Annotated in this window: 33 protein-coding genes and 1 tRNA gene; 16 read left to right on the forward strand and 18 right to left on the reverse strand. The window is 36.2% G+C overall.

The window, feature by feature from the left end; translation table 11 throughout:
• Window positions 1–32: 32 nt before the first annotated feature.
• Both FUA48_RS08160 and FUA48_RS08165 read right to left on the reverse strand, forming a co-directional pair.
• On the reverse strand, window positions 33–797 hold the full coding sequence (locus tag FUA48_RS08160) for an SDR family NAD(P)-dependent oxidoreductase (protein WP_147583066.1): 765 nt from the start codon (window positions 795–797) through the stop codon (window positions 33–35).
• 110 nt (window positions 798–907) lie between these two features.
• Window positions 908–1,846, reverse strand: coding sequence for a helix-turn-helix domain-containing protein (locus FUA48_RS08165; protein ID WP_147583067.1), 939 nt, complete (start codon window positions 1,844–1,846; stop codon window positions 908–910).
• A 185-nt stretch (window positions 1,847–2,031) separates the two neighbouring features.
• On the opposite strand from FUA48_RS08165, the gene FUA48_RS08170 reads away from it, so the two are divergent.
• From FUA48_RS08170 to FUA48_RS08180, 3 genes are all read left to right on the forward strand, one after another.
• Complete coding sequence (locus tag FUA48_RS08170) at window positions 2,032–2,643, forward strand: M949_RS01915 family surface polysaccharide biosynthesis protein (protein ID WP_147583068.1); 612 nt, start codon at window positions 2,032–2,034, stop codon at window positions 2,641–2,643.
• 160 nt (window positions 2,644–2,803) lie between these two features.
• The gene (locus FUA48_RS08175; RefSeq protein ID WP_147583069.1) at window positions 2,804–3,220 is read left to right on the forward strand and encodes a response regulator; all 417 of its coding nucleotides are present in this window, start codon (window positions 2,804–2,806) and stop codon (window positions 3,218–3,220) included.
• 182 nt (window positions 3,221–3,402) lie between these two features.
• Window positions 3,403–3,813, forward strand: a complete 411-nt coding sequence (locus FUA48_RS08180) for a response regulator (protein ID WP_147583070.1) — start codon at window positions 3,403–3,405, stop codon at window positions 3,811–3,813.
• Window positions 3,814–3,941: 128 nt separating this feature from the next.
• On the opposite strand, the gene FUA48_RS08185 is transcribed toward FUA48_RS08180, so the two are convergent.
• Complete coding sequence (locus tag FUA48_RS08185; protein WP_147583071.1) at window positions 3,942–4,547, reverse strand: FMN-dependent NADH-azoreductase; 606 nt, start codon at window positions 4,545–4,547, stop codon at window positions 3,942–3,944.
• 110 nt (window positions 4,548–4,657) lie between these two features.
• Between FUA48_RS08185 and FUA48_RS08190 the strand changes: the two genes are divergently transcribed.
• Entirely contained in the window at window positions 4,658–5,023 is a 366-nt protein-coding gene (locus tag FUA48_RS08190; protein ID WP_147583072.1) for a winged helix-turn-helix transcriptional regulator, read from the forward strand.
• A 174-nt stretch (window positions 5,024–5,197) separates the two neighbouring features.
• Here FUA48_RS08190 and FUA48_RS08195 read toward each other — a convergent pair.
• A tRNA-Pro gene (locus FUA48_RS08195) sits at window positions 5,198–5,272 on the reverse strand.
• Window positions 5,273–5,433: 161 nt separating this feature from the next.
• Here FUA48_RS08195 and trxB point away from each other — a divergent pair.
• Window positions 5,434–6,387 (forward strand): thioredoxin-disulfide reductase, encoded by a 954-nt coding sequence (trxB, locus tag FUA48_RS08200; protein WP_147583073.1) that lies wholly within the window; start codon window positions 5,434–5,436, stop codon window positions 6,385–6,387.
• A 66-nt stretch (window positions 6,388–6,453) separates the two neighbouring features.
• Here trxB and FUA48_RS08205 read toward each other — a convergent pair whose 3' ends face one another.
• The 6 genes from FUA48_RS08205 to FUA48_RS08230 form a co-directional block, all read right to left on the reverse strand.
• Entirely contained in the window at window positions 6,454–7,290 is an 837-nt protein-coding gene (locus FUA48_RS08205) for a GIN domain-containing protein (protein ID WP_147583074.1), read from the reverse strand.
• A gap of 78 nt (window positions 7,291–7,368) precedes the next feature.
• Complete coding sequence (locus tag FUA48_RS08210; protein ID WP_147583075.1) at window positions 7,369–7,851, reverse strand: nuclear transport factor 2 family protein; 483 nt, start codon at window positions 7,849–7,851, stop codon at window positions 7,369–7,371.
• Between the two features lie 75 nt (window positions 7,852–7,926).
• Window positions 7,927–8,649 carry a head GIN domain-containing protein gene (locus FUA48_RS08215; RefSeq protein WP_147583076.1) on the reverse strand — a complete coding sequence of 241 codons (723 nt, stop codon included), beginning with the start codon at window positions 8,647–8,649 and terminating at the stop codon, window positions 7,927–7,929.
• A gap of 25 nt (window positions 8,650–8,674) precedes the next feature.
• A complete protein-coding gene (locus FUA48_RS08220) occupies window positions 8,675–10,381 on the reverse strand; it encodes a PspC domain-containing protein (RefSeq protein ID WP_147583077.1) in 1,707 nt (568 codons plus the stop codon).
• A gap of 2 nt (window positions 10,382–10,383) precedes the next feature.
• Window positions 10,384–10,716 carry a PadR family transcriptional regulator gene (locus FUA48_RS08225; protein WP_129749469.1) on the reverse strand — a complete coding sequence of 111 codons (333 nt, stop codon included), beginning with the start codon at window positions 10,714–10,716 and terminating at the stop codon, window positions 10,384–10,386.
• Between the two features lie 85 nt (window positions 10,717–10,801).
• Window positions 10,802–11,254 carry a DUF4870 domain-containing protein gene (locus tag FUA48_RS08230; RefSeq protein ID WP_147583078.1) on the reverse strand — a complete coding sequence of 151 codons (453 nt, stop codon included), beginning with the start codon at window positions 11,252–11,254 and terminating at the stop codon, window positions 10,802–10,804.
• Between the two features lie 156 nt (window positions 11,255–11,410).
• Here FUA48_RS08230 and FUA48_RS08235 point away from each other — a divergent pair, with 156 nt between their 5' ends.
• Both FUA48_RS08235 and FUA48_RS08240 read left to right on the forward strand, forming a co-directional pair.
• Window positions 11,411–11,863: a DUF4442 domain-containing protein gene (locus tag FUA48_RS08235; protein WP_147583079.1), complete on the forward strand. Its 453-nt coding sequence runs from the start codon at window positions 11,411–11,413 to the stop codon at window positions 11,861–11,863.
• A 92-nt stretch (window positions 11,864–11,955) separates the two neighbouring features.
• Window positions 11,956–12,861 (forward strand): TIGR01777 family oxidoreductase, encoded by a 906-nt coding sequence (locus FUA48_RS08240; protein ID WP_147583080.1) that lies wholly within the window; start codon window positions 11,956–11,958, stop codon window positions 12,859–12,861.
• Window positions 12,862–12,906: 45 nt separating this feature from the next.
• Here FUA48_RS08240 and FUA48_RS08245 read toward each other — a convergent pair whose 3' ends face one another.
• On the reverse strand, window positions 12,907–13,578 hold the full coding sequence (locus FUA48_RS08245) for a YceI family protein (protein ID WP_147583081.1): 672 nt from the start codon (window positions 13,576–13,578) through the stop codon (window positions 12,907–12,909).
• Window positions 13,579–13,704: 126 nt separating this feature from the next.
• Here FUA48_RS08245 and FUA48_RS08250 point away from each other — a divergent pair, with 126 nt between their 5' ends.
• The 3 genes from FUA48_RS08250 (at window position 13,705) to FUA48_RS08260 (ending at window position 16,015) form a co-directional block, all read left to right on the forward strand.
• Window positions 13,705–14,286: a nucleotide exchange factor GrpE gene (locus FUA48_RS08250; protein WP_147583082.1), complete on the forward strand. Its 582-nt coding sequence runs from the start codon at window positions 13,705–13,707 to the stop codon at window positions 14,284–14,286.
• A 30-nt stretch (window positions 14,287–14,316) separates the two neighbouring features.
• A complete protein-coding gene (gene dnaJ / locus FUA48_RS08255) occupies window positions 14,317–15,441 on the forward strand; it encodes a molecular chaperone DnaJ (protein ID WP_147583083.1) in 1,125 nt (374 codons plus the stop codon).
• A 142-nt stretch (window positions 15,442–15,583) separates the two neighbouring features.
• Window positions 15,584–16,015 (forward strand): hypothetical protein, encoded by a 432-nt coding sequence (locus FUA48_RS08260; protein WP_147583084.1) that lies wholly within the window; start codon window positions 15,584–15,586, stop codon window positions 16,013–16,015.
• A 64-nt stretch (window positions 16,016–16,079) separates the two neighbouring features.
• Here FUA48_RS08260 and FUA48_RS08265 read toward each other — a convergent pair whose 3' ends face one another.
• Window positions 16,080–16,697 carry an HAD family hydrolase gene (locus tag FUA48_RS08265; protein ID WP_147583085.1) on the reverse strand — a complete coding sequence of 206 codons (618 nt, stop codon included), beginning with the start codon at window positions 16,695–16,697 and terminating at the stop codon, window positions 16,080–16,082.
• The gene (gene ribD / locus FUA48_RS08270) at window positions 16,690–17,760 is read right to left on the reverse strand and encodes a bifunctional diaminohydroxyphosphoribosylaminopyrimidine deaminase/5-amino-6-(5-phosphoribosylamino)uracil reductase RibD (protein WP_147583086.1); all 1,071 of its coding nucleotides are present in this window, start codon (window positions 17,758–17,760) and stop codon (window positions 16,690–16,692) included. The genes FUA48_RS08265 and ribD overlap by 8 nt, the downstream gene beginning before the upstream one ends.
• 72 nt (window positions 17,761–17,832) lie before the next feature.
• Between ribD and FUA48_RS08275 the strand changes: the two genes are divergently transcribed.
• A complete protein-coding gene (locus FUA48_RS08275) occupies window positions 17,833–18,321 on the forward strand; it encodes a GNAT family N-acetyltransferase (RefSeq protein WP_147583087.1) in 489 nt (162 codons plus the stop codon).
• A 3-nt stretch (window positions 18,322–18,324) separates the two neighbouring features.
• Window positions 18,325–19,173, forward strand: coding sequence for a peptide chain release factor N(5)-glutamine methyltransferase (gene prmC, locus FUA48_RS08280; protein ID WP_147583088.1), 849 nt, complete (start codon window positions 18,325–18,327; stop codon window positions 19,171–19,173).
• Here prmC and FUA48_RS08285 read toward each other — a convergent pair whose 3' ends face one another.
• A complete protein-coding gene (locus FUA48_RS08285) occupies window positions 19,174–20,415 on the reverse strand; it encodes an ABC transporter permease (RefSeq protein ID WP_147583089.1) in 1,242 nt (413 codons plus the stop codon).
• A gap of 166 nt (window positions 20,416–20,581) precedes the next feature.
• Between FUA48_RS08285 and hisS the strand changes: the two genes are divergently transcribed.
• Window positions 20,582–21,952, forward strand: a complete 1,371-nt coding sequence (gene hisS, locus FUA48_RS08290) for a histidine--tRNA ligase (RefSeq protein WP_147583090.1) — start codon at window positions 20,582–20,584, stop codon at window positions 21,950–21,952.
• 31 nt (window positions 21,953–21,983) lie between these two features.
• Here the strand turns inward: hisS and FUA48_RS08295 are convergent, their stop codons facing one another.
• Window positions 21,984–22,214, reverse strand: a complete 231-nt coding sequence (locus tag FUA48_RS08295; RefSeq protein WP_147583091.1) for a hypothetical protein — start codon at window positions 22,212–22,214, stop codon at window positions 21,984–21,986.
• A 179-nt stretch (window positions 22,215–22,393) separates the two neighbouring features.
• Window positions 22,394–22,627 (reverse strand): hypothetical protein, encoded by a 234-nt coding sequence (locus FUA48_RS08300; protein WP_129749484.1) that lies wholly within the window; start codon window positions 22,625–22,627, stop codon window positions 22,394–22,396.
• Window positions 22,628–22,916: 289 nt separating this feature from the next.
• Here FUA48_RS08300 and FUA48_RS08305 point away from each other — a divergent pair, with 289 nt between their 5' ends.
• Window positions 22,917–23,738 carry a hypothetical protein gene (locus FUA48_RS08305; RefSeq protein WP_147583092.1) on the forward strand — a complete coding sequence of 274 codons (822 nt, stop codon included), beginning with the start codon at window positions 22,917–22,919 and terminating at the stop codon, window positions 23,736–23,738.
• 3 nt (window positions 23,739–23,741) lie between these two features.
• On the opposite strand, the gene FUA48_RS08310 is transcribed toward FUA48_RS08305, so the two are convergent.
• Window positions 23,742–24,200 (reverse strand): NUDIX domain-containing protein, encoded by a 459-nt coding sequence (locus tag FUA48_RS08310; RefSeq protein ID WP_147583093.1) that lies wholly within the window; start codon window positions 24,198–24,200, stop codon window positions 23,742–23,744.
• 158 nt (window positions 24,201–24,358) lie between these two features.
• On the opposite strand from FUA48_RS08310, the gene FUA48_RS08315 reads away from it, so the two are divergent.
• Both FUA48_RS08315 and FUA48_RS08320 read left to right on the forward strand, forming a co-directional pair.
• Window positions 24,359–24,583, forward strand: a complete 225-nt coding sequence (locus FUA48_RS08315; protein WP_129749487.1) for a hypothetical protein — start codon at window positions 24,359–24,361, stop codon at window positions 24,581–24,583.
• Between the two features lie 168 nt (window positions 24,584–24,751).
• Complete coding sequence (locus tag FUA48_RS08320; protein ID WP_147583094.1) at window positions 24,752–25,567, forward strand: SRPBCC family protein; 816 nt, start codon at window positions 24,752–24,754, stop codon at window positions 25,565–25,567.
• Between the two features lie 85 nt (window positions 25,568–25,652).
• Here FUA48_RS08320 and FUA48_RS18330 read toward each other — a convergent pair whose 3' ends face one another.
• Window positions 25,653–25,820 carry a hypothetical protein gene (locus tag FUA48_RS18330; protein WP_168196951.1) on the reverse strand — a complete coding sequence of 56 codons (168 nt, stop codon included), beginning with the start codon at window positions 25,818–25,820 and terminating at the stop codon, window positions 25,653–25,655.
• Window positions 25,821–25,873: the final 53 nt, after the last annotated feature.

Here is a 25,873-nt window from a genome sequence, read left to right on the forward strand (position 1 = left end):
TCTGGCCTTTTTTTATTAGAGATATTATGTTTTTAAAGCATCATACCACCAGATACTTCAATACGCTGTCCGTTTATCCAACGCCCTTCTTCAGAACATAGGAACGCAACCACTCCGCCGATATCTTCCGGTAAGCCTACACGGCCTAAAGCCGTTACGCTTGCAACCTGATCGTTAACTTCTTTGTTGTCTCTTACGTGTCCGCCACCAAAATCGGTTTCTATAGCTCCAGGGGCAACAATGTTTGCTGCAATACCGCGTGGACCTAATTCTTTAGCTAAATACCTTGTAAGTACTTCTATCGCACCTTTCATAGATCCGTAGGCAGATGAACCTGGGAAAGAAAAACGTGCCAAACCTGATGAGATATTTATAATGCGTCCGCCATTATTAAGATATGGTAGCGATTTTTGCGTAAGGAAGAAAACACCTTTGTAGTGAATATTAAAGATGTCGTCTACCTGTTCTTCGGTAGTTTCTGCAAAAGGAGAATAAAGTGCTGTGCCCGCATTGTTTATAAGGAAATCGAAATTAGTACTTCCTGTATTTTCCTTAAGGTGTTCTGTAACCTGTTTTAAGAAAGGGTCAAAGCTTTTTGTGTCGGCAGTGTTTAACTGATAGGCAATTGCTTTTTGTCCAATCGCTTTAATCTCTTCTACCACTTCATCGGCCTGTTGTTTGTTGCTGTGGTAAGTAAGTATAACATCAATTCCTTTTTTTGCAAGGCTAACTGCCATATTTCTTCCTAACCCGCGGCTTCCACCTGTAACTAAAGCTATTTTGTTTACTGTATCCATTTTTTAATCAATTTTTAGTTGTTATTATTTTATGGTACAAAGTTCAGACAGAAAGCCACCTTAAGGTTTGCAAACATCAATCGGTTATTTGCAAAATTCAAATATCGCTATCAGGAACGGAAAGAAAGCGGAGCCAACGTTGTCTGTTTTTTAAAGAAGTTAGAAAAATGTGCTACTTCCTCAAAGCCCAGGCTATCAGCAATTTCAGATACATTCCAGTCGGTTTGTTTTAAAAGTATTTTTGCCTCCTGTAAAATGCGTCCGGTTATAATATCGGTAGTGGTTTTACCCGTACTTTCTTTTAATACCTTGTTGAGGTGGTTTACATGAATGGCAAGCCTTTCGGCATATTCTTTTGCAGTGCGTAGCTGTAGTTTTTGGTTAGGGGATTCTATAGGGAACTGGCGTTCCAGCAGTTCTATAAAAAGTGCTATGATTCGGCCCGAAGCATTTTGTTCAGAACGCAATACAGTGGCAGGCTGAAGCTTTTGCCCGTAATGAATAAGTTCTATTAGGTAATTGCGAAGCAAATCGTACTTAAATTCATAGTCGGAAGCAATTTCTTTTTGCATCTTCCTTAAAACAAGTTCAATTTCATCGGCCTTCTCATCATCAATTTCAAAAACAGGGTATCCTCCCGATTTAAAGATTGGCAGTTCGTCCAGTACTATGCCGCTTTTGTTTTTAATAAGGAACTCATCGGTAAATACACAAAATAACCCTCCCTGATTTTCATCCAGCGGATACCAGTGATAGGGTACTTTTGGTGTGGCAAACAACAGTGCGTTTTTTTCTATGTTAATTACCTTATCGGCATACTCGGCGCGGTTTTTACCCCTTATCAGGCTTATTTTGTAATAAGACCTTCTGTTATAAGGCATCACATTTTTTTTCTTTACTTCCTTTATCGTTTCCGAAATATCAAACACATTAAAATGGCCTACTTCCTTACTTACTCCGAGAGGTAAAAGGGTGGTAATATCCCTTCCAGTAAAGTTTGCGGCTTCTCTGTAAAATTCTTCCAGTGAGGTATTGTTGATGTTTTTCATAACAGGGAATATTTGCAAAATTCAAAGGTAGTGAGTTTTTTATTCTCTATGTTTTAATAATTGTTATTCTTTATAAATTAGCGTTCTAACAGCTTTTAAAATAGTATATGGTTTATAGGTTTTTTATTATCCTTGTTTTTCTTGTATACGGGAATGTGTACTCTCAAAATAGTTTTAGTATAAAGTTGATTAATGAAAAAGCATTGCCCAAAGGTGTTTTGTTTGAAGGGAAATTTCTTGATGCTGTTAGGTGGACAGACAGTATAGGAGATAATATTGTTATACGAACACAAACCGGAATACACATCAATAAAAAGTTTGATCATGAAAATGATGGCAGAGATGCTGAGATTTTTGCATATCATTATCTGGTTGAAAAAGGTAATGTAAAATTACTATGGAAGGTTTATGATTTTATAAAAGACTGCCCTGTGGATGTTGAAGCAGAGTTTTTTAAAGATACTTTTCCTGTAACCGATCTTGATAATGATGGTATAGCTGAGGTATGGTTAATGTATAAGAAAGTTTGTCATGGAGATGTGAGTCCTTGTGATATGAAAATAATAATGTATGAAGACAGGCAAAAATATGCAATGCGGGGAGAGAATAAGGTTTTTGGAGGGACAGATGAAAAAGGTAAAAAGCATTACATAGGGGGAGATTATACCTTTGATTCTGCATTTGATGAAGGTCCTGTGGTGTTTTTAGGTTACGCTAAGCAATTATGGCAAAAAAAATATAATGCAGAAATGGGATTAAATACATATACTCTTTACTTTATTCTTCATCTCGCTTAGTATTTTGATACTCATCCAGTTTTGAATTCTGCCTACATACATTTTTCGGTAGTTTTCTCATAGGAAAATATTTGATTGGTGCTATATTGTCATTTTCACATTTCTATAACAATTGTTTGATTGTTTCTTGCTAAATTGGAAGTCACCAAAAACCAAAACCATGAATAAGCGAGGAGAAATAATTATTGTTGATGATGATATTGATGATCTCGATATTTTAGAAGAAATATATAGTATGTTGCCCTTTGAGAACAAACTGGTGTTGTTTCATGATGGGGAAGAGGTTTATTCTTATCTTAAAGATCCTGAGGCTTATCCTTTTTTGATTATTTCAGATATCAATATGCCCAGGATGAATGGTTTCGAACTGCGGGATAAGGTATTAAGTGATGCCGAAATCTCAGGGAAGATTATCCCTTTTGTATTTATTTCCACATCGGCCGACAGGACTATGATGAAGAAATATTGCCGGAAATCATTTCATGGCTATTTTGAAAAAAAGAGCGATATAACTGAGATGACTAATATGATGGAAAGAATAATAGGATATTGGAAGGATGGCATACCTTCGGATTAAGTTGTAGTTGACAGAAAAATATTTAATGAAAAAGCTTCGGTGAAAACCGGAGCTTTTTTGTTGGGAAATATAATGTGTTTGTGCAACAGAGTAATGAGGTTATATAATTTAGCATTTTTTGGCATTTCTTTTTAATTTTCTTAAATGAACGTTTGTTAATTTAGAACTCAAAAGCTAAAGAAATGGAAAACCTTAAACCAATAGTACTTATAGACGACGATATTGATTATATCGATTTAATGGTGGAAGCTTACGGAACGCTTCCGTACAGAAACAAACTTCTGATTTTTCATGACAGTATAAGGGCTTATGAGCATCTTGTTGACAATAGTATAGCCCCTTTTTTAGTGATAAGCGATATTATTATGCCAAAAATGAACGGTTTTGAGTTACGAGAAAATATACAGGCAAATCCGAAATTCTCAGGACATATGGTCCCGTTTGTTTTCTTAACGGGTGCGGCTGAGTTGCCACATAGTAGTAACAAGAGTTTAGCAGAAAATGGTTTTTTTGAGAAAAAATCAGATTTTCAGGATCTGAGAAAAACATTAGGCGAAATTATAAATTACCATTATAATATGGTTGAAGTGTAGTTCTTACTATAGAAAAAACAAATAAAAAAGCTTCAGTGAAAACTGAAGCTTTTTTATTTGGGGTGGCTAAACGATTCTCTGTAATGTAATCTGTCAAACGTTTTAAATTTTAAAGTGGGAGAATATAACTAGTCAATTACAATACTTGCAATTGCTTTTTCCATAGCCGTTTCTTTAATTCCGGGTATTTTAAGACCTTCAGCCCGTAATACTGCGAGATCAGTCATTCCTAAAAAACCGAGAAAGTTTTTCAGGTAGGGGGCAACAAAGTCATTATCTTTTCCGGGGCCTTCAGAATAGATGCCACCTGATGCCATAGCTACATATACTTTTTTGCCTTTTACCATACCGACAGGACGGCCGTCTTCCCCATATCCAAAAGTGACTCCAGCTCTTGTAATATGGTCAATCCATGATTTTAGTGATGAGTGTATTGCAAAGTTGATAAGCGGTGCACCGATTACAATAATATCAGCATTCATTAATTGTTCAACCAATTGATTGGAGAGTTGAATAGATTTTCGGTCTTTTTCGGTCATTTGCTCTTCAGGTATAAAGAATGTACCTAATACTTCAGGAGTTAGATGTGGTATATCATTCTCTACCAGGTTTAACTCTTCAATAGTACTACCTGGGTATTTTTTCTGAATTTTTTCTACTATAGCATTTCCTAATTTGATACTATACGACTGCGTACCCATTAAGCTTGATTGAATATGGAGGATTTGTTTCATAAGTTTAAAATGATTTATGTTGAAACAAAGGTAGGATTTGGTGGTATGTAAAAGATAGTAGTTACCTAATGGAAAGTGGTTACTTTTAGGGAAGTTACTATCTTTGCTGTATGGAAACAATTGAAAATAAAACACTTCCAAATAAAGAAGAATGTGCAGGAGCTCTAAAAAACGTTTTTGATGCAATATATGTTTTAAATGGAAAATGGAAATTGCCATTAGTGCTTAGCCTCATGCAGTCTTCAAAGCGTTTTAATGAAATTCAGAAGGAAATAAATGGTATTTCGCCAAAAGTATTGGCCAATGAACTGAAAGACCTGGAATTAAATTTTCTTATTAAGCGTAATGTGTACCCCACAACCCCGGTTAGTATTGTATATGAAGCTACAGACTACAGCTATACCCTCAAAAATATACTAATTGAATTAAGTCATTGGGGCGAGAACCACAGGAATAAGGTAAAAGGTAAGGTTTAAATAAAACGTTTAATATTTACTGATGTTATTTAAAATACATTAATTATCGTCAATATCATTGGTTTGGCCAACATAGTACCTGGATTTTGAAGTGCTATAAATAATGTATACTGTATACATTTTGTAAGGTGGTGAAATAAAAAAAAACTCCAGTTTTCACTGAAGCTTTTTTTGTCGGGGTGGCAGGATTCGAACCTGCGACCTCCTGGTCCCAAACCAGGCGCGATGACCGGGCTACGCTACACCCCGTTTCTCGGTTAAGAGGTTGCAAATATACTACTAAAAATCAATTTACAAACACTATAGTAAAAATTTATTTTTTGATAGTCAAATCTGATATATAAGTATAGTTATTTTTTTAATTAAAACTTACATTTGCATCTCTTTGATTAAAACTAACAGTTAAAACTATGTCTGATTCTATCGAAAAAATAAAATGTCTTATTATAGGTTCAGGTCCTGCAGGTTACACTGCTGCTATCTATGCAGCAAGGGCCGATATGACCCCAGTATTATATACCGGTATGGAACCGGGAGGCCAGCTAACTACAACTACCGAGGTTGATAACTTTCCGGGATATCCTGAAGGTATTGACGGACCAACAATGATGGTGCAGCTGCAACAGCAGGCTGAGCGTTTTGGTACTCAGGTACGTATTGGAATGGCTACAGCAGTTGAATTTAGCAAAGAAGCCGGAGGATGGCATAAGGTTACTATTGATAATAATAAAGAAGTTCATGCACAAACTGTAATTATTTCTACAGGTGCTACGGCAAAATATCTTGGATTACCAAGTGAGCAACGCCTTAGAGGCGGAGGAGTTTCTGCTTGTGCAGTATGTGACGGTTTCTTCTACAGAGGTCAGGATGTTGCTATAGTTGGAGCAGGGGATACTGCTGCAGAAGAGGCAACTTACCTTGCTAACATCTGTAAAAATGTTACCATGCTGGTAAGAAAAGATTTCATGAGAGCTTCTAAAGCTATGCAGCACCGTGTGGAGAACACTCCTAACCTAAAAGTGCTTTATAATACAGAAGTTGATGAGGTTATTGGTGATCAGGTTGTAGAAGGACTTAGAATGGTTAATAACCAGACAGGAGAGAAATCTGAAATTGCCATTACGGGACTTTTTATCGCTATTGGACACAAACCTAATACCGATATCTTTAAAGGTCAGTTGGATATGGATGAGACAGGTTACCTTATCACTCAGGGTAAGAGTACAAAAACTAACATTCCTGGTGTATTTGCTTCGGGAGATGTACAGGATAAAGAGTACAGGCAGGCAATTACTGCAGCGGGTTCAGGCTGTATGGCTGCGCTTGATGCAGAACGCTACCTTGCTACTTTAGAGAGTCATTAATAACTCTAAGTTTAGATAAAAAAAGCAGTGCGTGAGCACTGCTTTTTTTATTGATATAAATTTCTTTTAGATTTCTTTTTTAGAGATAACTGCGCTGTCAGCAAAAGTTTTTACTTCTATTTTGGCATCGCCATAAAAACCAACTGCTGCTTTACCCGAAGCTGAAATAACAGCTGTTTCTGCCGCCATAACATTACTGTTAGAGTACCCCTCTGCTACGAGTTCAAGGTTTTTTACGGTAAATTTATGTCCGGTAAAAGAGGCGCTGTTATCTACTCTCAATAACGCCTCAGGAGAATCTCCTTCTATAACCGCTACACTTTCCTGATATAAGTCGAATTTGGCCGACCCCGTAGCAACTACTAACGCTTTTAGGTTTGCCTTTTTGCTTAATTCAAAAGATCCTGTTTCTCCCTTAAAGTTTATTTCAGCCTTAGTTTTATCATTAAGATAAAGGCTAAAGGTATTTGCCCTTACATTAAGGTATGATTTTGAATAATCAAAGTTTTTAATGGTAATGGTATCCGCTTCTAAATCGGCCAGGGCATTAATAACGGTCTCATGCCTTGCTATAATGTTTTTAAGGCTTGGGGTATAAGTCACCCTTACGGTAAACTTATCAAAACGGCTTACATCTTTAGAGGTATATATCCTTAAAGTACTTCCGTTAACATCGGTTTGTATGGCATCGTGAAGGTTATCGTCTGCTTCGATCTCAATTCCCTCTCCGGCACCTTTAACCAAAAAGATTTCAATATTGTCTTCTACCTCCAGATTTTCAAAAGATGCTATTTCACGTTGAGTAACAGTAACGATTTTAGATCCTTTAATTTTCTCTTTTTTTTGTGCAAATGCTGCGGTACTAAGCAGTAAGGTTAATACTATTATAAAATACTTTTTCATGTGCATTGTTTAGTAATGGTTAGCGACAAATATATAAAAAAAACACCGGCAAGTACCGGTGAGATAAGGTTATACAAATTACTCTGTGGCTTTATGGTCATAACTCAATATTCGCGACATTTTCCATGTTCCGTCTATAAGTAGCCATACATGAGTAAATTTTGCCGTTCCGGTTTTTTTCTCACTATTATTCTCAACCATATAAAACTCATGTTCCCCTGTTAATATTGCCCCATAGCCCTCTAAAGGATAAACTTTAAATGTATTGGTTAACGGCTTGCGTAATACCTTTTTATTCAAGTCATTACAAATGTAATTTCGCATACTCTCAATTAATTTGTCCAGTCCTTTACTGTAGCCTGCCTTGTCGTGGTAAAACTCAAGATCTTCAGTGAAAAAGGTGCTGAACTGTTCCAAATTACAGGTATTGTACATTTCAAACGCCTTACTGTCCAGGGCAATTATTTTTTCTTTAAGCTCTTTTTGTGATTGAGGATACTTATCCTGTGCAGTCGAGATTGCAGAGGTAAGCAGGACAAAAACGATGATTATATTTTTCATTTTGATTGTTTTGATTGATTATTAAACAAAAAAAACACTGTAGTCAGCAGTGTTTTTTAGAAATGGCCGGAAGGTTTATTCTTGTTTTACCTTACCTCCCGAAGAAGTGTTTTTATTTATTGTAGCCGGAGCGCCTGCGTATGAAACTGAAGCTCCGCTAGATGCTTCTGCATTTAGGCTGTTGGTTGGGTTTACAGTAACCGAACTTCCGCTCGATGCCTCAGCATCTGCATTGGATACCAGTAAGTCTTTAGCGTTAAGCGTACTTCCGCTTGAAGAGTCTGCTTCCAGTTTTTGAGCCTTCCCGCTTACTTTTAAAGAGCTTCCGCTACTTGATTCTGCCGTTACGTTAACGGCTTGAATACTAACTTCAAGTTGGCTACCGCTGCTTGACGATAATCCTATGTCATTACCTTTAATGGTATTCTTGCTAATTACATTAGCACCCGAAGAAGCAGCTATTCTTTCAATAACAGGCATAGTAACTATTACTTTTTTAGAGCTTGCTTTCTGTATACCTACATCACTGGTAATAACCAGTTCACCATTTTTAATCTTGGTAGTTATGTGCTCGTGTAAATTATCATCGGCTTCTACAACTATAGATGTTTGGCTTCCCTGTTCAATAACAACTTCAAGACCTCTGTTACCGGATACCGAAGTGAAACTTGCATCGGCATTTCTTTGGGATGTTACGACGTTTCCGTTTCCATCAATCCCAAATCCGCAAGAGGATAATAACAAAGCGGTAGCTATGGCTAATATGGCTTTTGTTATATGGGTTACAATTTTTGTCATGATTCTGGTTTTAGCTGGTTTTTATTTATTTGTTGATTGTATCTTTTGGCTTCTCCGTAACTTTTATATTAATGTCGGCATTGCCTTCAGATATCATTATATGACCGTGTGCCACCACATCATTATCAACGCTGTCACCGTTTTCTCCTTCAAAAGGGCAATCAAGGCACTTCAGTTCGTCTTCTACAAGCTTATACAAATGATCCTGATCATTATACGGGATATACAAAGAATAGTCGCTTCTGTGGTAATGTCTTATACTTTTGTCGGCATTTACAATTGTACCTTCCGGAATATAAACATATACTTTAACCTTTTGGTTTCTAAACTTGTTGCTAACCTCAGTTGTAATACAATTGTCTAAAGTTAAATTATTTCCTTGTAAATCAAAACTGTAGTTTATCTTTTCTGCTCTTTCCCTTGCTTCGCTTATAGAGCCGCCTTCAGCTACTTTCTCTACCTGTAGGTATGGAGTTGGGGCATCGGTTTTCATAAAATAAAGCTCAACACTATTAGAGTAAAGTAGGTTGGTACCTGTAGTATCCTGTACAAACCTGAAGTCTGTATTCTGATCTACTGATTTGGCAAAATATTCATCATACCTAAACTTAATATTTAAAGTGTCTCTTGGTGTAAGTAATATTTCTTCTTTCTGCATTGTTTTACCTTCATAAGCTACTTCTGTAGCCTGTCTTATTCCAAGATATATTGAGAAGGCTACAGCAATAAGCCAGATGGCAAGCAGTGTATACTTTGTTGTATTACCTATAGGCCTTGGGTTTTCAATAAGAATTTTAAGTCCCAGAAGGAATAGGAAGAAGAAAGGTACTCCAATAGTTATAAGGAAAAGCAAACCTAATATCCATAGCGGAGTTTCGGTATAATTGGCAATATTCATTAGTTCATGCCAAGGGCCGCCCGGTATTCCTGAAGTAAACAATACTGTAAAGAAAAATATGATAAGGCTACCCAGTGTAATGGCTGCAAAAATTGTTATTAGCGCACCAATTACCTTAGAGATTGCTTTAAAAATTGCAAGAAATACACTACCGATGCCACTGCCAATTCTTTCGGCACCAGTTTTTGCATCGTTTCCCAACTTGTTGTAATCTACGTTTTGAAATTTTGAGGAAATATTGTCGATTTCCTCACGAACCTTTTTTTCAATATTGGTGATGTTTATGGGTTCGCCGGTCATCTCAAGCTTTTCTGTAGTTGTAATTGCTTTTGGGATAAGTATCCATAAAAGCAGGTAGACAAAAATACTTGTGCCAAATGAAATGAAAAGTGTTATTATAAAGATGATTCTCACCCATAAAGGATCTATCCTGAAGTAATGTGCAACACCCGCACACACGCCTCCTATCATGCCGCGGTCACCATCTCTGTAAAACTTTTTGGTTTTGGTGTAGCCCGGTGCAAAATAGGTTTGTGAAGAAGAACTGTAAGAACTGCTTCCTGTTGTTTCTTCATCTATTTTATAATCTTCAGGCTGACCCATTATAGCAATAATATCGTCAATTTCTCTAATGCTCACAACCTGTTTGTCATTTTTAAGTTTTTCTGACAAAAGCTCTGCAATCCTGCCTTCGATGTCGTTCATTATCTCTTCTTTTCCATCTGGAGTAAGTGAGCGTTTTATAGCATCAAAATAGCGGGTTAACTTTTGATAGGCGTCTTCGTCTATATGAAAGAAAAAACCTCCTAAATTTATACTTACTGTTTTGTTCATGGCTATGAGTTTTGACTTGTTATAATGTTTACTGCGTCGGACAATTCTGTCCAGGTGATACTTAATTCTTTTAAAAATTCTTTTCCTTCATCGGTAAGCCCGTAATATTTTCTTGGTGGCCCCGAGGTTGATTCTTCCCAGCGATAGCTAAGAAGCCCGTCGTTTTTCAGTCTTGTAAGCAAAGGGTAAACAGTACCCTCTACTACCAGCAGCTTAGCGTTTTTAAGAGTATCCAGAATTTCTGATGTGTAGGCATCCTTTTCCTTTAAAACTGAAAGGATGCAAAATTCCAATACCCCTTTACGCATTTGCGCCTTTGTGTTTTCAATGTTCATAAGACTCTTTTGTTTTTAATTGAACTGTTCATTTTTTGATTGATGATTGATGATTGATGATGATTGAAATGGCTGATTGATTTGTTTATTTTATAAATTTTATGGTGAATGGATAATTGTAATTTTCTCCATTACTGTTTTTTACTGAGGCATATATTATTAAAAAGAACTCAACAAATTTTAAAGTAATGAACAGAACAGCTGCTATTATGGCAATTGCGGCGATGCCTGATATCCTGCCTGTTGTAAATTGTTGTTCCATATTGTTAAATGCATCTATAGAGTTAAAATCCATTCCGCTAAACACTGTATAAAGCAATAGTGGTACAGCTATGATAACTAATAGTAGCGAGTACACTAAAAGGCTAAGCTGAAAATTAATGATTTGCTTTCCGTTATAGTCTACAAATTTAGATTCCTGTTTTTTAATACTCCATATTATTACCGGAAAAATAAAATTTCCAAGAGGTATAAAGTACTGTGTGTAAGCGCTAAGCTGCATCAGTATGGCTGTATTTCGGTTTGCTGTGGTTTCCATAGTATATTGGTATGTCAGTTAATATTCTATGCAAATATATTTCTTTTAAAAGGTATTATGCAATACAAAGTACTTAAATTTAACAAAATTTTAACAAAAATAATTCTATGCAATCATAGCAATTAAATTGTTATATTAGCATGAAAACCAATGACTATGCGCTTTACACCATCAAAACTTAATTCGTTTTTGTTTTTAAAATTACCTTCGGCTTATATATGCGGGGTAAGGGTAAAACAAATAACTACAGAGCAATGTATTGTTACAGTTAAACATCGCTGGATTAATCAAAACCCGTTTAATTCTATGTATTTTGCCGTTCAGGCAATGGCTGCCGAATTAACTACGGGGGCTTTAGTTATGTACCATATTAAAGAGAGCAGTAAAAAGATCTCTATGCTTGTAGCTAACAATAAAGGAAACTTTACTAAAAAGGCGAAGGGAAGGATAACTTTTGTTAGTAATGATGGGCATGTTATTAAAAATGCTATAGAAAGAGCCATAGAAACAGGTGAAGGACAAACCTTTTGGATGAAATCTATAGGTAAGGATGAGGCCGGAGACCAGGTTTCTCAAATGGAATTTGAATGGAGTATTAAGGTGAAATAGTTTTGTAAGTATAAAATCACAAAATTCAGTTAAAGCGCTTATGTTTAACTAATATTTACATAACTTGGTTTTAACTTTGATAAAAAAGAGGTATGAAAGTTTTGATCACCGGCGCTACCGGGCTTGTGGGAGGTGAATTGGTATCCCTTCTTCTAAAAAACGGTATTCAAATAAACTATCTGACGACATCACAAAAAAAAATACAAAAACAGGATTTGTATAATGGTTTTTATTGGGATCCTGAAAAAGGTATTATTGATGAAAGCTGCATTGACGAAGTTGATGTTGTTATACATTTAGCAGGCGCACCTATTGCCAAACGTTGGACAAAAGAATATAAAGAAGAAATACTGGAAAGCAGGACTCTTTCAACAAATGTGCTTTACAACCTGATTAAAAGTAAAGAAAACAGGGTTCATCAGCTCATTAGTGCTTCCGCAATAGGTATTTACCCTGATAGTCTGGAGAAGGTTTATTCAGAAGATAGTAATGAGGTTGACAATTCTTTCATCGGGAATGTTGTAGAGAAATGGGAAGAAGCTGTAGATAGCTTTTCGCGTTTGGGCATAAGGGTAGCTAAAGTAAGAACCGGTCTTGTGCTTTCGGGTAAAGGAGGTATGCTTGCAGAAATTGCCAAGCCTGTTCGTTATGGTATGGGTTCGGCTTTTGGTTCAGGCAATCAAATGCAGTCCTGGATTGATATAGAAGATCTTGTAGATATATATTATTATATACTTAATAATGAACTTGAAGGGGTTTATAATGCAGTAGCTCCTTATCCGGTTTCTCAAAATGAACTGGTTAAGTGTGTAGCTAAAGTTTTAAACAAGCCTTACTTTATGCCTAATATCCCAAAATTTGCAATGGAGTTAATATTGGGAGAAATGCATATGCTGCTTTTTACCAGTCAAAATGTTAGCGCCAAAAAAATAATAGGGCAGGGGTATCAGTTTAAATACCTTTCTCTTGAAAAAGCACTTGAAAACGAATTGAAATAAAAATCCCCGCATTAGCGGGGATTTTGTTCTTTATAAAGATAAAGATTACTTAGTAGCTTTTATGTTTACTTTAAGTTCAATCTCATCATCAACATATTTATCTCCTAAGTTGTCAAAAATACTTTTAGAAGAATAGTTTACACTCCATAAAGTTCTGTTTATCTTAAAGTTTTCACTTGTAAGGGTAACAGCTTCCGGAGTAACTGTAACAGTTGCAGGGAATTTAATGTTTTTAGTTGTTTCTTTTAGTGTAAGATTACCTTCAACCATAGTTTTTCCTGCTTCCTGAGTAATTCCTGTAATTTCAAAAGTACCTGTAGGGTATTTTTTTACGTTAAAGAAATGATCGGCAGTATCTTCTTTACCTAAACCTTTAAGGTGAGCCTCAAGATCTTCTTTACCATTTCCTGCCTCAAGGTCAGTTACGGTAATAGAGTTCATGTCTATAACAAATTTTCCTGATTCTACTGAATCATTCTTTACAGAGAATTCACCTTCAGAAAGGTTTATTGTACCTGTGTGTTTTCCTGTAGGTTTAGAACCTGTCCAGTCAATTGTAGATTCAGTAGTGTTAACTGTGTACTTTACAGCTTCTGCACTTGCTTCTGCAGCTTCAGTAGCGTCAGTTGTTTCAGCATTTTCTGTGTTGTCTTTTTTACATGAAACCGTAAATGCAAGCGAAGCGCAAAGCATAAGAATGGTAAGTTTGTTTTTCATATTAGTTTTATTATTAATGAATATTGATTACAAATCTAAAATAAAAACCTTAAAAATAAACGTGACAATTTGACATTTTATCGGATTTGGCAATACATTTGCACTCGGTTTTCCACACTAGAAATAATGTTTAAGAAAATATTTAAAAATATGAGCCAGGAAAATTCTGAAAATGTTGAAAAAGACTTGACACAGGATAATATAGTTAACGACAATGAAGAGACTGTAAATGAAGGTATTCCTTCTGCAGAGGGGTTAACGGAAGAAGAGAAGCTTAGAGAAGAGCTGGCTAAGGAAAAAGATAAGTTTTTACGACTTTTTGCCGAGTTTGAAAATTATAAAAAAAGAACATCTAAGGAGAGAGTTGAGCTTTTCAGGACTGCCAATCAGGAAGTTTTACAGGCTTTGTTACCGGTTCTTGACGATTTTGACAGGGCGCTTGTGCAGATTTCAAAATCGGAAGATGAGATTCTGCTAAAAGGTGTAGAGCTTATACATAATAAACTTAAAGATACGTTAGTGTCTAAAGGCTTAGAGCAGGTTGATATTAAAGCAGGTGACGACTTTAATGCTGACTTTGCAGAAGCAATTACACAAATACCGGCTCCCAGCGAAGATCTTAAAGGTAAGGTGGTAGATGTAGTGGAAAAAGGATATAAGCTGGGTGATAAAATTATTCGTTTCCCTAAAGTAGTTATAGGTAGCTAATTTAGAGAACTGTAAAAAGCAAACACAAGGATGAAAAAAGATTATTACGAGATACTTGGTATTGAAAAGGGCGCAACTGCCGAACAGATAAAAAAAGCCTACCGAAAGAAGGCTATTGAATATCACCCTGATAAAAACCCGGGTAACAAAGATGCGGAAGAGAACTTTAAACTGGCTGCCGAGGCTTATGAAGTACTTAGTGATCCGAATAAAAAAGCGCGTTATGATCAGTACGGTCATGCAGCCTTTGAAAACGGAGGCTTTGGTGGCGGAGGTGGTATGAATATGGATGATATATTCAGCCAGTTTGGAGATATTTTCGGAAGTGCATTTGGCGGAGGCTTTGGTGGTTTCGGAGGTTTTGGCGGCGGAGGCGGCCAGCGCAGGATGAAAGGAAGCAATCTTCGTATTAAAGTAAAACTTAGCCTTGAAGAGATTGCTAACGGTGTAGAAAAGAAAATTAAAGTTAAGCGTAAGGTACAGGCCAAAGGTGTTAGCTTTAAAACGTGTCCTACCTGTAACGGTACAGGTCAGGTCATGAAAATTACCAATACCATATTAGGTAGAATGCAAACGGCATCTGCCTGTCATAGTTGTGGTAGTACCGGACAAATTATAGATTCTAAACCGAATCATGCCGATGCACAGGGTATGGTAATGGAAGATGAAACGGTTTCAATCAAGATACCTGCAGGAGTTGTAGACGGTATGCAGTTAAAGGTTTCCGGTAAGGGTAACGATGCTCCGGGTAACAATAGTATTCCGGGAGATCTTATCGTGGCAATTGAAGAAATTGAGCACGAAACACTAAAACGTGAAGGCGAAAATCTGCATTTAGATCTTTATATAAGCTTTGCTGAGGCTGCTTTAGGTACAAGTAAAGACATAGAAACGGTATCAGGTAAGGTAAGAATTAAGCTGGAGGAAGGTATTCAGTCAGGTAAAATTTTAAGGCTTAAAGGTAAAGGTATACCTAGCATCAATAGCTACGGAAGTGGCGATTTACTTGTACATGTTAACGTGTGGACACCTAAAAAACTAAGTAAGGAGCAAAGGCAATTCTTTGAGAATTCCCTTACAGATGAAAACTTTACTCCGAACCCTGAAAAGTCGGATAAATCTTTTTTTGAAAAAGTTAAAGATATGTTTTCATAATTTAAGATAAATTTATATATTTGAAATTCACTAGGTAACTAGTGAATTTTTCTTTTTCATAGCAATTTTTCCCATCCTTATGCCAATAAGGGTGGGTTTTTTATTTATCTTTATATTATAACGTACAATAACCATTTTTATTATGAAGAATTTAATTGTTAAATCAATTTTCGTATTAATTATTGCAGCTTCACTTACCGGATGTGGTGAAAATGAAACCAAAGAAATTTATTGTGGTACAGAAATGTCAGCATTTCAGGCTATGGAACTGAAAAAAACAGGTGATGCCGGATATAAGTTTTCGGATGATGATAAAAAGCTGGCGGCTGATATGATTGAAAAGCTTAATGCAATGTACGATGGCAAGTATAAATTTAATCTGGGTTTTATAGAAAGAGACAGTGAGAAAATAAGTTTGTACGTTATTGTGCCGGATGATAAAGAAGTAATGGAGAAAGTAAGCTGCTTTTTACTACAAAATGATTTTGAAGGGAGACTTCCTAAAACCAGAAACCTTTTGTTCTATACAGAATCGTATGATAAGCTGCTTATAGGGATAAAAAGTAAAAAGTAATGTAATCATATAAAAAGAAAGAGCGGCATATTATTGCCGCTCTTTCTTTTTATATGATTAATTCTTAAACCTCTTCCATTGTGATTATTTTTTTCTCAAACAGTTCCGTTACATCTTCGTTTTCCGGATTGAGTGTCCATATCTTAAAGCCTAATGCTTCGGCAGCATCGGTATTAAATTTTTTATCGTCTATAAGCAATGTGCGCTTAGGGTGTATGTCGTGATTATTTATAAGGTAGTTGTAGGCTTCTACATCCGGTTTTCGGGCTCCTATCTCATGGGAAAAATAAACCCTCTCAAAACACTGGTAGAAATCCATATAAAAAGAAGCTCCTGCATCATGCTCAAACTTTTCTATGTGTATAGGATCGGTATTGCTTAGCAGAAAGCAGCGATAATTAGCTGAGAGCTTTTGAAGGAACTCCAGTCTGTATAGCGGAAAGTCTCCTATGCCGGCATTCCAGGCTTCGCGTATTCTTCCGGGATCGGCATTGGGTATGTAGGCTTTAATTCCCCTAAGGAAATCAACCTCTTTAATCTTTCCTGTTTCAAACCTTTTTTCAAGTCTGTCCAATTCTTCAGTCCATTCTTTAAGTCCCAGGTTTTTCAGCGCATTATCGCGGGCTACATTATCTTTATTGATAAAAACATCGCCGAAATCAAATATAATAGTGTTAATCATGATTCCTGAAAATTAAAAGTTCGTCATTAAGTACGCTGTACCTTTTTGTTGCTGTGGCGTTTAATACCGGTGCTTTTATCCCTTCATGAAAAAGGGTTTCACCTTTAAAAACCCTGGCCTCATCCCACAAACTATAATCAATAAAAGTTTGGAGGGTTTGCCTTCCGCCCTCAATAATGACCGACTGAATGTTATGTTGGTATAACACCTGCGTTATCTGCCGGGGGAGGCTCTCGTTAAAATCTATTTTTTCAAAAAGGAAATTCCCTAAGTTAGGCAAATTCGTTTTTTCTGTCAAGATAATTGTGTTTATTTTTTGATTTTTAACAAAATAACTGTCTGGTATTCTGTTGCTTCTGTCTAAGATGATTCTTGTAGGGTTTGGCCCTGTCCAGTCTCTTACGTCAAGTTTTGGGTTATCGTCTAAAACCGTCTTTGTGCCGGCGAGTATGCCCATTTCTTCGCTGCGCCATTTATGTACCAACTGCCTGGAATAAAGGTTAGTTATCCAAACAGGTTTTTTGCTTTTTAATGTGCCGTCGTCGTTTCTGTTTTTTTGCGACGGACTTATAAAGCCATCGGCAGTTTCGGCCCACTTTAATATTATATAAGGGCGTTGCTTTTCATGAAAAGTAAAAAAGCGTCGGTTAAATTCACGACATTCTTTTTCTAATACTCCTACAATTACTTCGCGTCCTGCCTCTTTAAGTTTTCTTATTCCGTTGCCCGCTACCTTTTCATGCGGATCTGTTGTTCCTACTACTATGGTTTTTATTTGCTGCTGTATAATCAGGTCACAACAAGGAGGGGTTTTTCCGTAATGACTACAGGGCTCCAGGCTAACGTAAAGAGTAGATAGTGGAATTAAATCCCTGTCTTCTTCCTTTACGGAATTAACGCAATTTACCTCTCCATGAGGTCCTCCGTAAGGAGATGTGTGTCCTTCTCCTATAATTTTTCCGTTATATACAAGTACAGCCCCTACAGAGGGGTTGGGCATGGCTTCTCTTAAACCTTGTGCGGCAAGGTCAAGACAGCGTTGCATGTAAAGTTCGTGGTTCATGGGTAGCGTAGTAAAACATCAAAGTTACAAAGTTTTATGCAGTGACAATTTCAAATTGAGTAGTTTTGCAAAATGGATTCGGTTATCATCAGGCCAATAGTAAAAGAAGATAATTTAGCGATTGCAAGGGTAATTCGCCATGTACTTATAGAACATAATGTTCCTAAGGTAGGTACGGCTTATGCCGATGCCTCCCTGGACTGTATGTTTGAAACTTACAGTGTGTCCGGCTCGATATATTATGTGGTGGAAAAAAATGGCAAAATTATTGGAGGAGCAGGTATAGCACCTTTAGAGAACGGGCCTGAAGATACCTGCGAGTTGCAGAAGATGTATTTCCTGAGTGAAGCAAGAGGGCTGGGGCTAGGAGAGAAAATGATGCAAAAATGTTTGGAAAGCGCTTCGGGTTTTGGCTTTAAAAGATGTTATTTAGAAACCATGCCATACATGGAGAGTGCACAAAAGCTGTACAAAAAGTCAGGGTTTAATTATCTTGATGCGCCTATGGGCTGTACGGGGCATAGTTCCTGTCCTGTATGGATGATAAAAGAAATGAATTAACCAATGAACATTAGAGAGTACCGTAGTTTTTTTCTGGAGAAGCTAAGTGCTGTTTATGATGCAGCAGAAGCTGAAAGCCTTTTTTATATATGTCTTGAAAACCTGAAAAGGTGGAAAAAGATAGATCTTGCCATGAATAGTAATGCCGAGCTGACAAGAATAGAGCTTATAAAGTGGAATGAGGTTCTTACCGAACTGGAAGAACAACGCCCCATACAATATATCTTTGAGAATGCCCATTTTTATGGACTTGAATTCTTTGTGAATGAGAGCACGCTTATTCCGCGTCCCGAAACGGAAGAACTGGTAGAGTGGATTATTAATGAAAATAAAAACAAAAAAGATATAAAGATTCTGGACATAGGTACCGGTAGTGGCTGTATAGCTATTACACTGGCCAAAAACCTGCCTAATGCAAAAGTTTTTGCTATAGATGTGTCTAAGGATGCCTTAGCGACGGCAAAAAGAAATGCTATTCGAAATACAGCTGACGTTACTTTTATAGAAAAGGATATACTGACAACAGAATCACTTCCCGAAAGTTTTGATGTAATTGTGTCTAACCCTCCTTATGTACGTAATCTGGAAAAGCATGAGATTAAGAAAAACGTACTGGCATTTGAACCTCACCTGGCACTTTTTGTAGATGATAACGACCCTTTGCTTTTTTACAGGAAAATAGCACAGCTTGCTAAAGCCAGTTTGCCTAAAGAGGGGAAGCTTTATTTTGAGATAAATCAATACTTAGGGCCTGAAACAGTAACTATGCTTGAGGAAAATTTTTATGATGATGTAGTGCTTAAAAAAGATATTTATGACAATGACCGTATGGTTGCAGCCACTATTAAATAATTACTCATAACGCAAAGACTCTACAGGGTCTAAAGCTGCAGCCTTAATTGCAGGGTAAGCCCCAGAAACTATAGTTACGACAAATACCGTACCGAAGGCAGCCATTGTGGCTGTCCATGGCATAGGGAAAGAACCATTTATAAGAAGTGAGACCCCAAAACCGGTAAGTAGACCCAATAATAGTCCTAATACGCCACCAAAAAAGCTTATTATCAGTGTTTCTGTAAAAAATTGCATGGCAATGGTATTCTTGGTAGCTCCTAATGATTTGCGGACCCCGATTTCCCGTGTACGCTCGGTTACCGATACCAGCATGATATTCATAAGGGCTATGGAAGAACCAAAAACGGTAATGATACCTATTAGCCAGGCGGCTGTTCCTAAAATTCCTATTTGAGTAATAAGTCTTTGTAATAATTCATCGCTACGTTCTACGCCAAAATTGTCGCCTTCTACAGGGTTTAGTTTTCTTACCCTTCGCATGGTAATTATAGCTTCGTCTACAGCACCGTCTATCATATCCTGATTTTCGGTTTTTACCTTTATATCGTAGTTTATATTAGGTGCGGTAAATAATGACCTCGCTACCTGAATAGGTAACAGCACCCTTAAATCCTGTCTGTTGCCAAAAGTAGATCCCTGTTCTTTTAAAACACCTATAACCTTAAACTTTGCGCCTCTTATAGATAGGGTTCTGCCTATTGGGTTTACATCTTTTAAAAGCCCTTTCTCAAAGTCAGAGCCAACAATACATACATAGTTGTTGTTTTCAATATCAAACGAGGTAAAGTTTCGGCCTTTTGTGGTTTCAAGTCCGGAATTAGGCATGAAATAATGGTCTACCCCCAGTATATTAATTTCAGGATCGGTCTTTTCGGCACCATATTTTACTTCAATACCGCTGGCAGCTGTAAAGGAAAGTGAAACAGTAGAAAGCGGGAAGTTATATTTTTCCTGAAAAGCTTTGGCCTGAGGGTATGTAATGGTTGGGTTAACCTTTACTTCATTGGAGTTTTGTCTTATCTGCTCGGAAAAATCATAACGGCTGATGGAAAAGGTATTAGTCCCCATGCTTGAAAAATTGCCTGTAATAGTATTTTCTAATACGGTTACTGCTGCAAGAATACCTACCAGTCCCCATATACCAACTCCAATAATAAGTACTGTAAGTATGGTGCGAAGCAATTGTGTTTTTATGGAACTGAAGGCTATTTTTGTATTTTCCCTAAACAGGCTAAACATAAATTATGATTTTAGCCACTAAAATACATAATTTGTTTCATGTTTGCAGCGTAAATTAATCAGGATGGTGTTATGTAAGCTTAAAAGGTAATAATAGTAGGCAAAAGCCTTAAGCTAAAAGCGCAAACTGTATTATATTTGCAATTAAATTAAAATAAGATTTACTATGGCACAAAAACCGGGAATTCCTAAAGGTACAAGAGATTTTTCACCATCAGAGGTGGCTAAACGTCAATATATAATATCGGCGATAAAGCATCATTTTGAGACTTTTGGATTTCAGCCAATAGAAACTCCTACATTCGAAAACTCATCTACCTTAATGGGTAAGTATGGGGAAGAAGGAGACAGACTTATTTTTAAGATACTTAATTCCGGAGATTTTCTTGCAAATACTGATGTAACTTTATTAGAAAATAAAGACAGTAATAAAATAGCGTCTCAAATTTCAGAAAAAGCACTTCGTTATGACTTAACAGTGCCTTTTGCCCGTTATGTGGTGCAGCACCAAAACGATATTGTATTCCCTTTTAAGCGTTACCAGATACAACCGGTATGGAGAGCTGATAAGCCTCAAAAAAGCCGTTACAGGGAGTTTTATCAGTGTGATGCCGATGTGGTTGGTTCTAAGTCGTTATGGCAGGAGGTTGAATTTGTACAGCTCTATGATAATGTTTTTACTTCTTTAGGGCTTAACGGAGTAACGATTAAGATTAATAACCGTAAAATACTTTCGGGTATAGCTGAAGTTATAGGAGCAAAAGATAAGCTTATAGATTTTACTGTTGCTTTAGATAAGCTGGACAAAATAGGAGAAGATGGTGTTAAGAAGGAAATGCTTGAAAAAGGCTTAAGCGAAGATGCAATACAAAAGGTACAGCCACTATTTAATTTTACAGGAACCATTAACGAAAAGTTGCATAAGTTAAATACTTTACTGGCTTCGTCTGAAGAAGGTTTGAAAGGTGTAGAGGAACTTCGCTTTATATGTGATAATGTTACTGCTGTAGGTCTTGGCGAGTCTGTACTGGATCTTGATGTTACTTTAGCACGCGGACTTAACTATTATACCGGAGCTATATTTGAGGTTTCGGCACCTGCCGGAGTAAAAATAGGTTCTATAGGAGGAGGCGGCAGATATGATGACCTTACCGGTATATTCGGTTTAAAGAATATGAGCGGTGTAGGTATATCATTTGGTTTAGACAGGATTTATGATGTAATAGAAGAGCTTAAATTATTCCCTGAGACTGTAACAGAAGCTACAAAGGTTCTATTTATAAACTTTGGTGATAACGAATCGTTATATGCTGTAAAAGCAATAAAGAAATTAAGGGAGAGCGGAATCAAATCAGAACTTTATCCTGATGCGGCCAAAATAGGAAAACAGTTTCAGCACGCAGATAAAAGAGAAATACCTTTTGCGGTATTGACAGGTGCAGAAGAAATAGCTAATAATACGTTTACTTTAAAAGACTTAAAATCGGGTGAACAGGCTCTGGTTAACCTTGATGAGTTAAAACAAAAACTTCAATAATACAGTTAAGCCTCTTGAAAAGAGGCTTTTTTTATGTTTCAATAGTCTGGATTCTGTTTCGGGTTACAAGACCTGTAGTATCTTCAAGTATTTCTATCCCTAATATTTCAAAAGGGCGTTCTATAAAGCCGTGTATGGATATATAATCTATAGCCAGGGTATCAAAACTATCAGGATGAAGGACAATGGCAACACTATCCGTTAGCTCGTTTTCGAGTATGAAGTCCCTGATTCCGGCAAAATTTATTTTACTATTTTGCATGTTTAAGTTGTTTGGTAATCAGGTATTTATTGGGAGGTTAATTGTACTGCAATTTGCAACTTTATTGCCATAGTATGTGTTATGCTATTTTACTTTAATAGTTATAAGATTGTGAGGTAAACAAAAAAATCCGGCCTTATGACCGGATTTTTTGTGATTTTGGTTAGCAAGATGAATTTTTATTGAACCGCATCTAAAATGTGAATTTTACTTTTAGGTATATTACCATTGTTGTCCTGAAGGATTTCGATACCTAAAATTTCAAACGGGCGCTCAATCTGGTTATCATTAAAATCCAGATAATCCAGCACCAATTCATCAAAACTGTCAGGGTGCAACACAATCGATACACTGTCAGTTAATTCGTTTTCAATAATAAATTCACGCATAGCGTCATAAGTAATTTTCTCCATAAGCTTGGTTATTTAAGTTTTCATAAAAATAGATATTCTGATGAATCAACCTAAGGGAAAACTGTTAAAAATTTAAACTTTAACAAATTAAAAAACGATGTAGGTAAAATATTGTTATAAAAAAGTTAATAAAATTGCCTTTTAGAGATGTTGTTAAAATACTGACAATGTGTGATATTACATTCTTTCTTGTTAAAAAACTATTTTAGAATTCATTTTTTAAATAAAAAATATGTTTCTCTAGATAAATTTAAGTAAAGTTGCATATTCAATTAACATATAAATATTTATGATTTTGCGCCTAAAACTACAATTACTATTATCAATTGTTTTTATTTCATTTACAGGATATTCTCAAAATAAAGAAGAGGTTTTAGAACAGGGTAAGCTTCTATATAAATCGGAAAAAGCTTCATGGCATGGAACCGATTTGCTAATGGAACGCTTTAAAGCTAAAACAAAAGTTGTAGGCGGTTATTTTTCTTATACAGAGGATAACAGGAATATTAATGTGTTTTATAACAGGGATGACGAACCCAAGGTTATACTGTCGTTCTCTTTTGATGATACCTATTTACCGGGAGCAGTTAAAATTGATAGTGTGGCAAGAGATCTTTCCTCTTATGAAAAAAGCCTTTATATCATTAGGAAAAAAGCAATGGAAGAGCTGCAAACCAATGAAGTATTTGAATTTTATAATGGTACAAACTTTAATCCGGTTCCACTTATCTATAAAGGTAAAAAGATGGTTTATTTTTTTACAGGGCCGCAATCCAGTAATGTTGTGATTTTTGGTAATGACTACCTTATTACTTTTAATGAAGATGATACTGTACAGTCGGTTAAAAAGCTTCACAGTAGCATTATACCTCTTAACTATAGTAATGACCCAAATCAAATCAGTTCACTACATAGCCATAATGATGAATCGGGAGATATTATAACTGCGACCGATATATGTACCTTAATGCTTTACAGCCCGTATACAAACTGGGAAAATCATTATGTACTTTCTACAAAATATGTTTCGGTTTGGGACTGTATTAAAAACGAACTTAGGGTAATTGACAGGGCAACCTGGGAAAAGGCCATGAAGCCAAATAACGAATAGAGCTTATTCTTTAATAATTTTATTCAGTTGCTCCAGTAAAGGTATCTGCTTTTCATTGATAAGGTTTTTGGCTTCTTCGAAGCTAAACCATCCGGCACGATCAATTTCAGGAAACTCACTTTGTTTTCCGGATTTTGGTGGCCATTCAATGGTAAATGTATTGCTCTTTATGGTGTCAGGATTTAAATCTCCTTGTGCAGCCCAACAAAATACTTTTTTACCTCCTTTTTGAATTATGGGCAGTAGTTCGATAAAAGGAGGAATGGGTGTATACCCTGTTTCTTCTTCAAATTCTCTAATCGCAGTAGTAAGTGGAATTTCATTTGGGAGACTTTCTCCTTTAGGTATGGTCCATAAGCCTTCATTCTTGTTTTTAAAATATGGACCTCCCGGATGCACCAGGAAATATTCGGTATTGTTATTTGTACTTCTGAATAACAGGATTCCGTAACTAATTTTCATTATTTTTTATAAAAACGTGCAGTTGATAGATAAAAATAAGCATTTCGTAGTAATGTTAATGTTTTTAAGAAAATTTAAACATTTATTATCAGTTTATTATCAAAATTTTAAGGAAAAAACTTTGATATTTGCAACATTAACCAACAACAATTTACCCCATGAAAAAGAACATCGACCTTGCTACCATCAAAAGATTCATTCTGGCCAATGCTTTAAAAGGAAATGTGATGCTTATGCTTCATCCTTCTAACTTTGAAAAATTGGTTAATGCCGGAAAAAAGAAAGTTAAATCATTACGTGTTGCCGGAGTAAATATTATTGCCGATAACAATAATGAGGTGAAAGAAAACGAAATTGATGTACTTGAAATTAATTTAGCATAGTACATTAGTAAAGCTAAAACGATAAAGAGCTGTCTTAATAAAGGCAGCTCTTTTTTGTTTTTATCAATTTATCACATCCTTAAGAATACTTTATCATATCATTGGCTGTTAGGAGGTTAGTTATTAAATAACTTTATACTAAGTAATTAACCTAAAAAAAGCAGAATTATGGAAGCGAATGTAATACAGCCGAAAGCTACGGCTACAGATAGTAAAAAGCAGAATTTTTCAAAATATGATCCTTCTGGTACAGATCCTAATCGTTATGCAGCAGTATCCAATCCTAAAGAGGCAGATGAATACCTTCATGGGAAGAAAAGTATTATACCGGGATTAAGGGTAAATGTAGGTACTACTGAAAGGCTGCTTATGATAGCTGCAGGTTCTTACCTGTTATACCGTGCATTAAAAAAGAATGATGACAGAAAAGTATTAGAGAGTATGGCCGCGGGGACTATGCTTTTTAGAGGGGTAAGCGGTTATTGTCCGGCTTATGATGCACTGAAAGGGAGTAAGATGCTTAAAAGTAATAATATTTCTATCACTGCTAACTTAACGGTTGATAAGCCTGTACATGAGGTTTACAGTGCGTGGCGTACTTTAGAAAACCTTCCGTTGTTTATGAAACATTTGGAAAGTGTGACCGAAGTAAGCGAAAACGTTTCTGAATGGAAAGCAAGTGTACCCGGAGGGCTGGGTTCAGTTAAATGGAATGCAGAGATATTGATGGATGAACCGGATAAGGTGTTAAGCTGGCAATCCTTACCCGGAGCAACAATTAATAATTCTGGAAAAGTGAAATTTAAAGATAACGGTGCGAGCACAGAAATAGATGTTACCATTTCTTATCATGCACCACTGGGTATGCCGGGTGCAGGTGTGGCAAAATTGCTTAACCCAATGTTTGAAAATATTGTATTTAATGATATAGAGGGCTTTAAAAGTTACATGGAGTCCGGTAACGCGCCTATACCGCAGGAATAAAGATTCCTTTTTTTAGTAGTGCCTTTGGGCACAAAAAAACTCCTCTTTTTAAAGAGGAGTTTTTATTTCTAATTGGCTGTATGCCTTATTTAATAGTTCCAAAAATTCCGGCTGCAACCATTGCAGCAATGATAGCCCCAACAGCAATTTCAATATATCTTATAATATTATCTTTCTTTTTGAAAGCTAAGTGAAAGTTATATTTCCTTTTGCGGGCTAAAGTATTTCCGTTGTAGTTAGATGTGTTTTTCATAGCATTATTTGTTTATTACGTGGATAAATTTAATACATGCTAAATTTTATTGA

The sequence above is a fragment of the Flavobacterium alkalisoli genome, assembly GCF_008000935.1.
Lineage (GTDB): Bacteria > Bacteroidota > Bacteroidia > Flavobacteriales > Flavobacteriaceae > Flavobacterium > Flavobacterium alkalisoli.

Excerpts from the sequence above, each read along its gene's own strand:
- FUA48_RS08160 (WP_147583066.1), bottom strand. The coding sequence starts at position 797 with ATGGATACAGTAAACAAAATAGCTTTAGTTACAGGTGGAAGCCGCGGG.
- FUA48_RS08165 (WP_147583067.1), bottom strand. The coding sequence starts at position 1,846 with ATGAAAAACATCAACAATACCTCACTGGAAGAATTTTACAGAGAAGCC.
- FUA48_RS08175 (WP_147583069.1), top strand. The coding sequence starts at position 2,804 with ATGAATAAGCGAGGAGAAATAATTATTGTTGATGATGATATTGATGAT.
- FUA48_RS08180 (WP_147583070.1), top strand. The coding sequence starts at position 3,403 with ATGGAAAACCTTAAACCAATAGTACTTATAGACGACGATATTGATTAT.
- FUA48_RS08185 (WP_147583071.1), bottom strand. The coding sequence starts at position 4,547 with ATGAAACAAATCCTCCATATTCAATCAAGCTTAATGGGTACGCAGTCG.
- FUA48_RS08190 (WP_147583072.1), top strand. The coding sequence starts at position 4,658 with ATGGAAACAATTGAAAATAAAACACTTCCAAATAAAGAAGAATGTGCA.
- trxB (WP_147583073.1), top strand. The coding sequence starts at position 5,434 with ATGTCTGATTCTATCGAAAAAATAAAATGTCTTATTATAGGTTCAGGT.
- FUA48_RS08205 (WP_147583074.1), bottom strand. The coding sequence starts at position 7,290 with ATGAAAAAGTATTTTATAATAGTATTAACCTTACTGCTTAGTACCGCA.
- FUA48_RS08210 (WP_147583075.1), bottom strand. The coding sequence starts at position 7,851 with ATGAAAAATATAATCATCGTTTTTGTCCTGCTTACCTCTGCAATCTCG.
- FUA48_RS08215 (WP_147583076.1), bottom strand. The coding sequence starts at position 8,649 with ATGACAAAAATTGTAACCCATATAACAAAAGCCATATTAGCCATAGCT.
- FUA48_RS08220 (WP_147583077.1), bottom strand. The coding sequence starts at position 10,381 with ATGAACAAAACAGTAAGTATAAATTTAGGAGGTTTTTTCTTTCATATA.
- FUA48_RS08225 (WP_129749469.1), bottom strand. The coding sequence starts at position 10,716 with ATGAACATTGAAAACACAAAGGCGCAAATGCGTAAAGGGGTATTGGAA.
- FUA48_RS08230 (WP_147583078.1), bottom strand. The coding sequence starts at position 11,254 with ATGGAAACCACAGCAAACCGAAATACAGCCATACTGATGCAGCTTAGC.
- FUA48_RS08235 (WP_147583079.1), top strand. The coding sequence starts at position 11,411 with ATGCGCTTTACACCATCAAAACTTAATTCGTTTTTGTTTTTAAAATTA.
- FUA48_RS08240 (WP_147583080.1), top strand. The coding sequence starts at position 11,956 with ATGAAAGTTTTGATCACCGGCGCTACCGGGCTTGTGGGAGGTGAATTG.
- FUA48_RS08245 (WP_147583081.1), bottom strand. The coding sequence starts at position 13,578 with ATGAAAAACAAACTTACCATTCTTATGCTTTGCGCTTCGCTTGCATTT.
- FUA48_RS08250 (WP_147583082.1), top strand. The coding sequence starts at position 13,705 with ATGTTTAAGAAAATATTTAAAAATATGAGCCAGGAAAATTCTGAAAAT.
- dnaJ (WP_147583083.1), top strand. The coding sequence starts at position 14,317 with ATGAAAAAAGATTATTACGAGATACTTGGTATTGAAAAGGGCGCAACT.
- FUA48_RS08260 (WP_147583084.1), top strand. The coding sequence starts at position 15,584 with ATGAAGAATTTAATTGTTAAATCAATTTTCGTATTAATTATTGCAGCT.
- FUA48_RS08265 (WP_147583085.1), bottom strand. The coding sequence starts at position 16,697 with ATGATTAACACTATTATATTTGATTTCGGCGATGTTTTTATCAATAAA.
- ribD (WP_147583086.1), bottom strand. The coding sequence starts at position 17,760 with ATGAACCACGAACTTTACATGCAACGCTGTCTTGACCTTGCCGCACAA.
- FUA48_RS08275 (WP_147583087.1), top strand. The coding sequence starts at position 17,833 with ATGGATTCGGTTATCATCAGGCCAATAGTAAAAGAAGATAATTTAGCG.
- prmC (WP_147583088.1), top strand. The coding sequence starts at position 18,325 with ATGAACATTAGAGAGTACCGTAGTTTTTTTCTGGAGAAGCTAAGTGCT.
- FUA48_RS08285 (WP_147583089.1), bottom strand. The coding sequence starts at position 20,415 with ATGTTTAGCCTGTTTAGGGAAAATACAAAAATAGCCTTCAGTTCCATA.
- hisS (WP_147583090.1), top strand. The coding sequence starts at position 20,582 with ATGGCACAAAAACCGGGAATTCCTAAAGGTACAAGAGATTTTTCACCA.
- FUA48_RS08295 (WP_147583091.1), bottom strand. The coding sequence starts at position 22,214 with ATGCAAAATAGTAAAATAAATTTTGCCGGAATCAGGGACTTCATACTC.
- FUA48_RS08300 (WP_129749484.1), bottom strand. The coding sequence starts at position 22,627 with ATGGAGAAAATTACTTATGACGCTATGCGTGAATTTATTATTGAAAAC.
- FUA48_RS08305 (WP_147583092.1), top strand. The coding sequence starts at position 22,917 with ATGATTTTGCGCCTAAAACTACAATTACTATTATCAATTGTTTTTATT.
- FUA48_RS08310 (WP_147583093.1), bottom strand. The coding sequence starts at position 24,200 with ATGAAAATTAGTTACGGAATCCTGTTATTCAGAAGTACAAATAACAAT.
- FUA48_RS08315 (WP_129749487.1), top strand. The coding sequence starts at position 24,359 with ATGAAAAAGAACATCGACCTTGCTACCATCAAAAGATTCATTCTGGCC.
- FUA48_RS08320 (WP_147583094.1), top strand. The coding sequence starts at position 24,752 with ATGGAAGCGAATGTAATACAGCCGAAAGCTACGGCTACAGATAGTAAA.
- FUA48_RS18330 (WP_168196951.1), bottom strand. The coding sequence starts at position 25,820 with ATGAAAAACACATCTAACTACAACGGAAATACTTTAGCCCGCAAAAGG.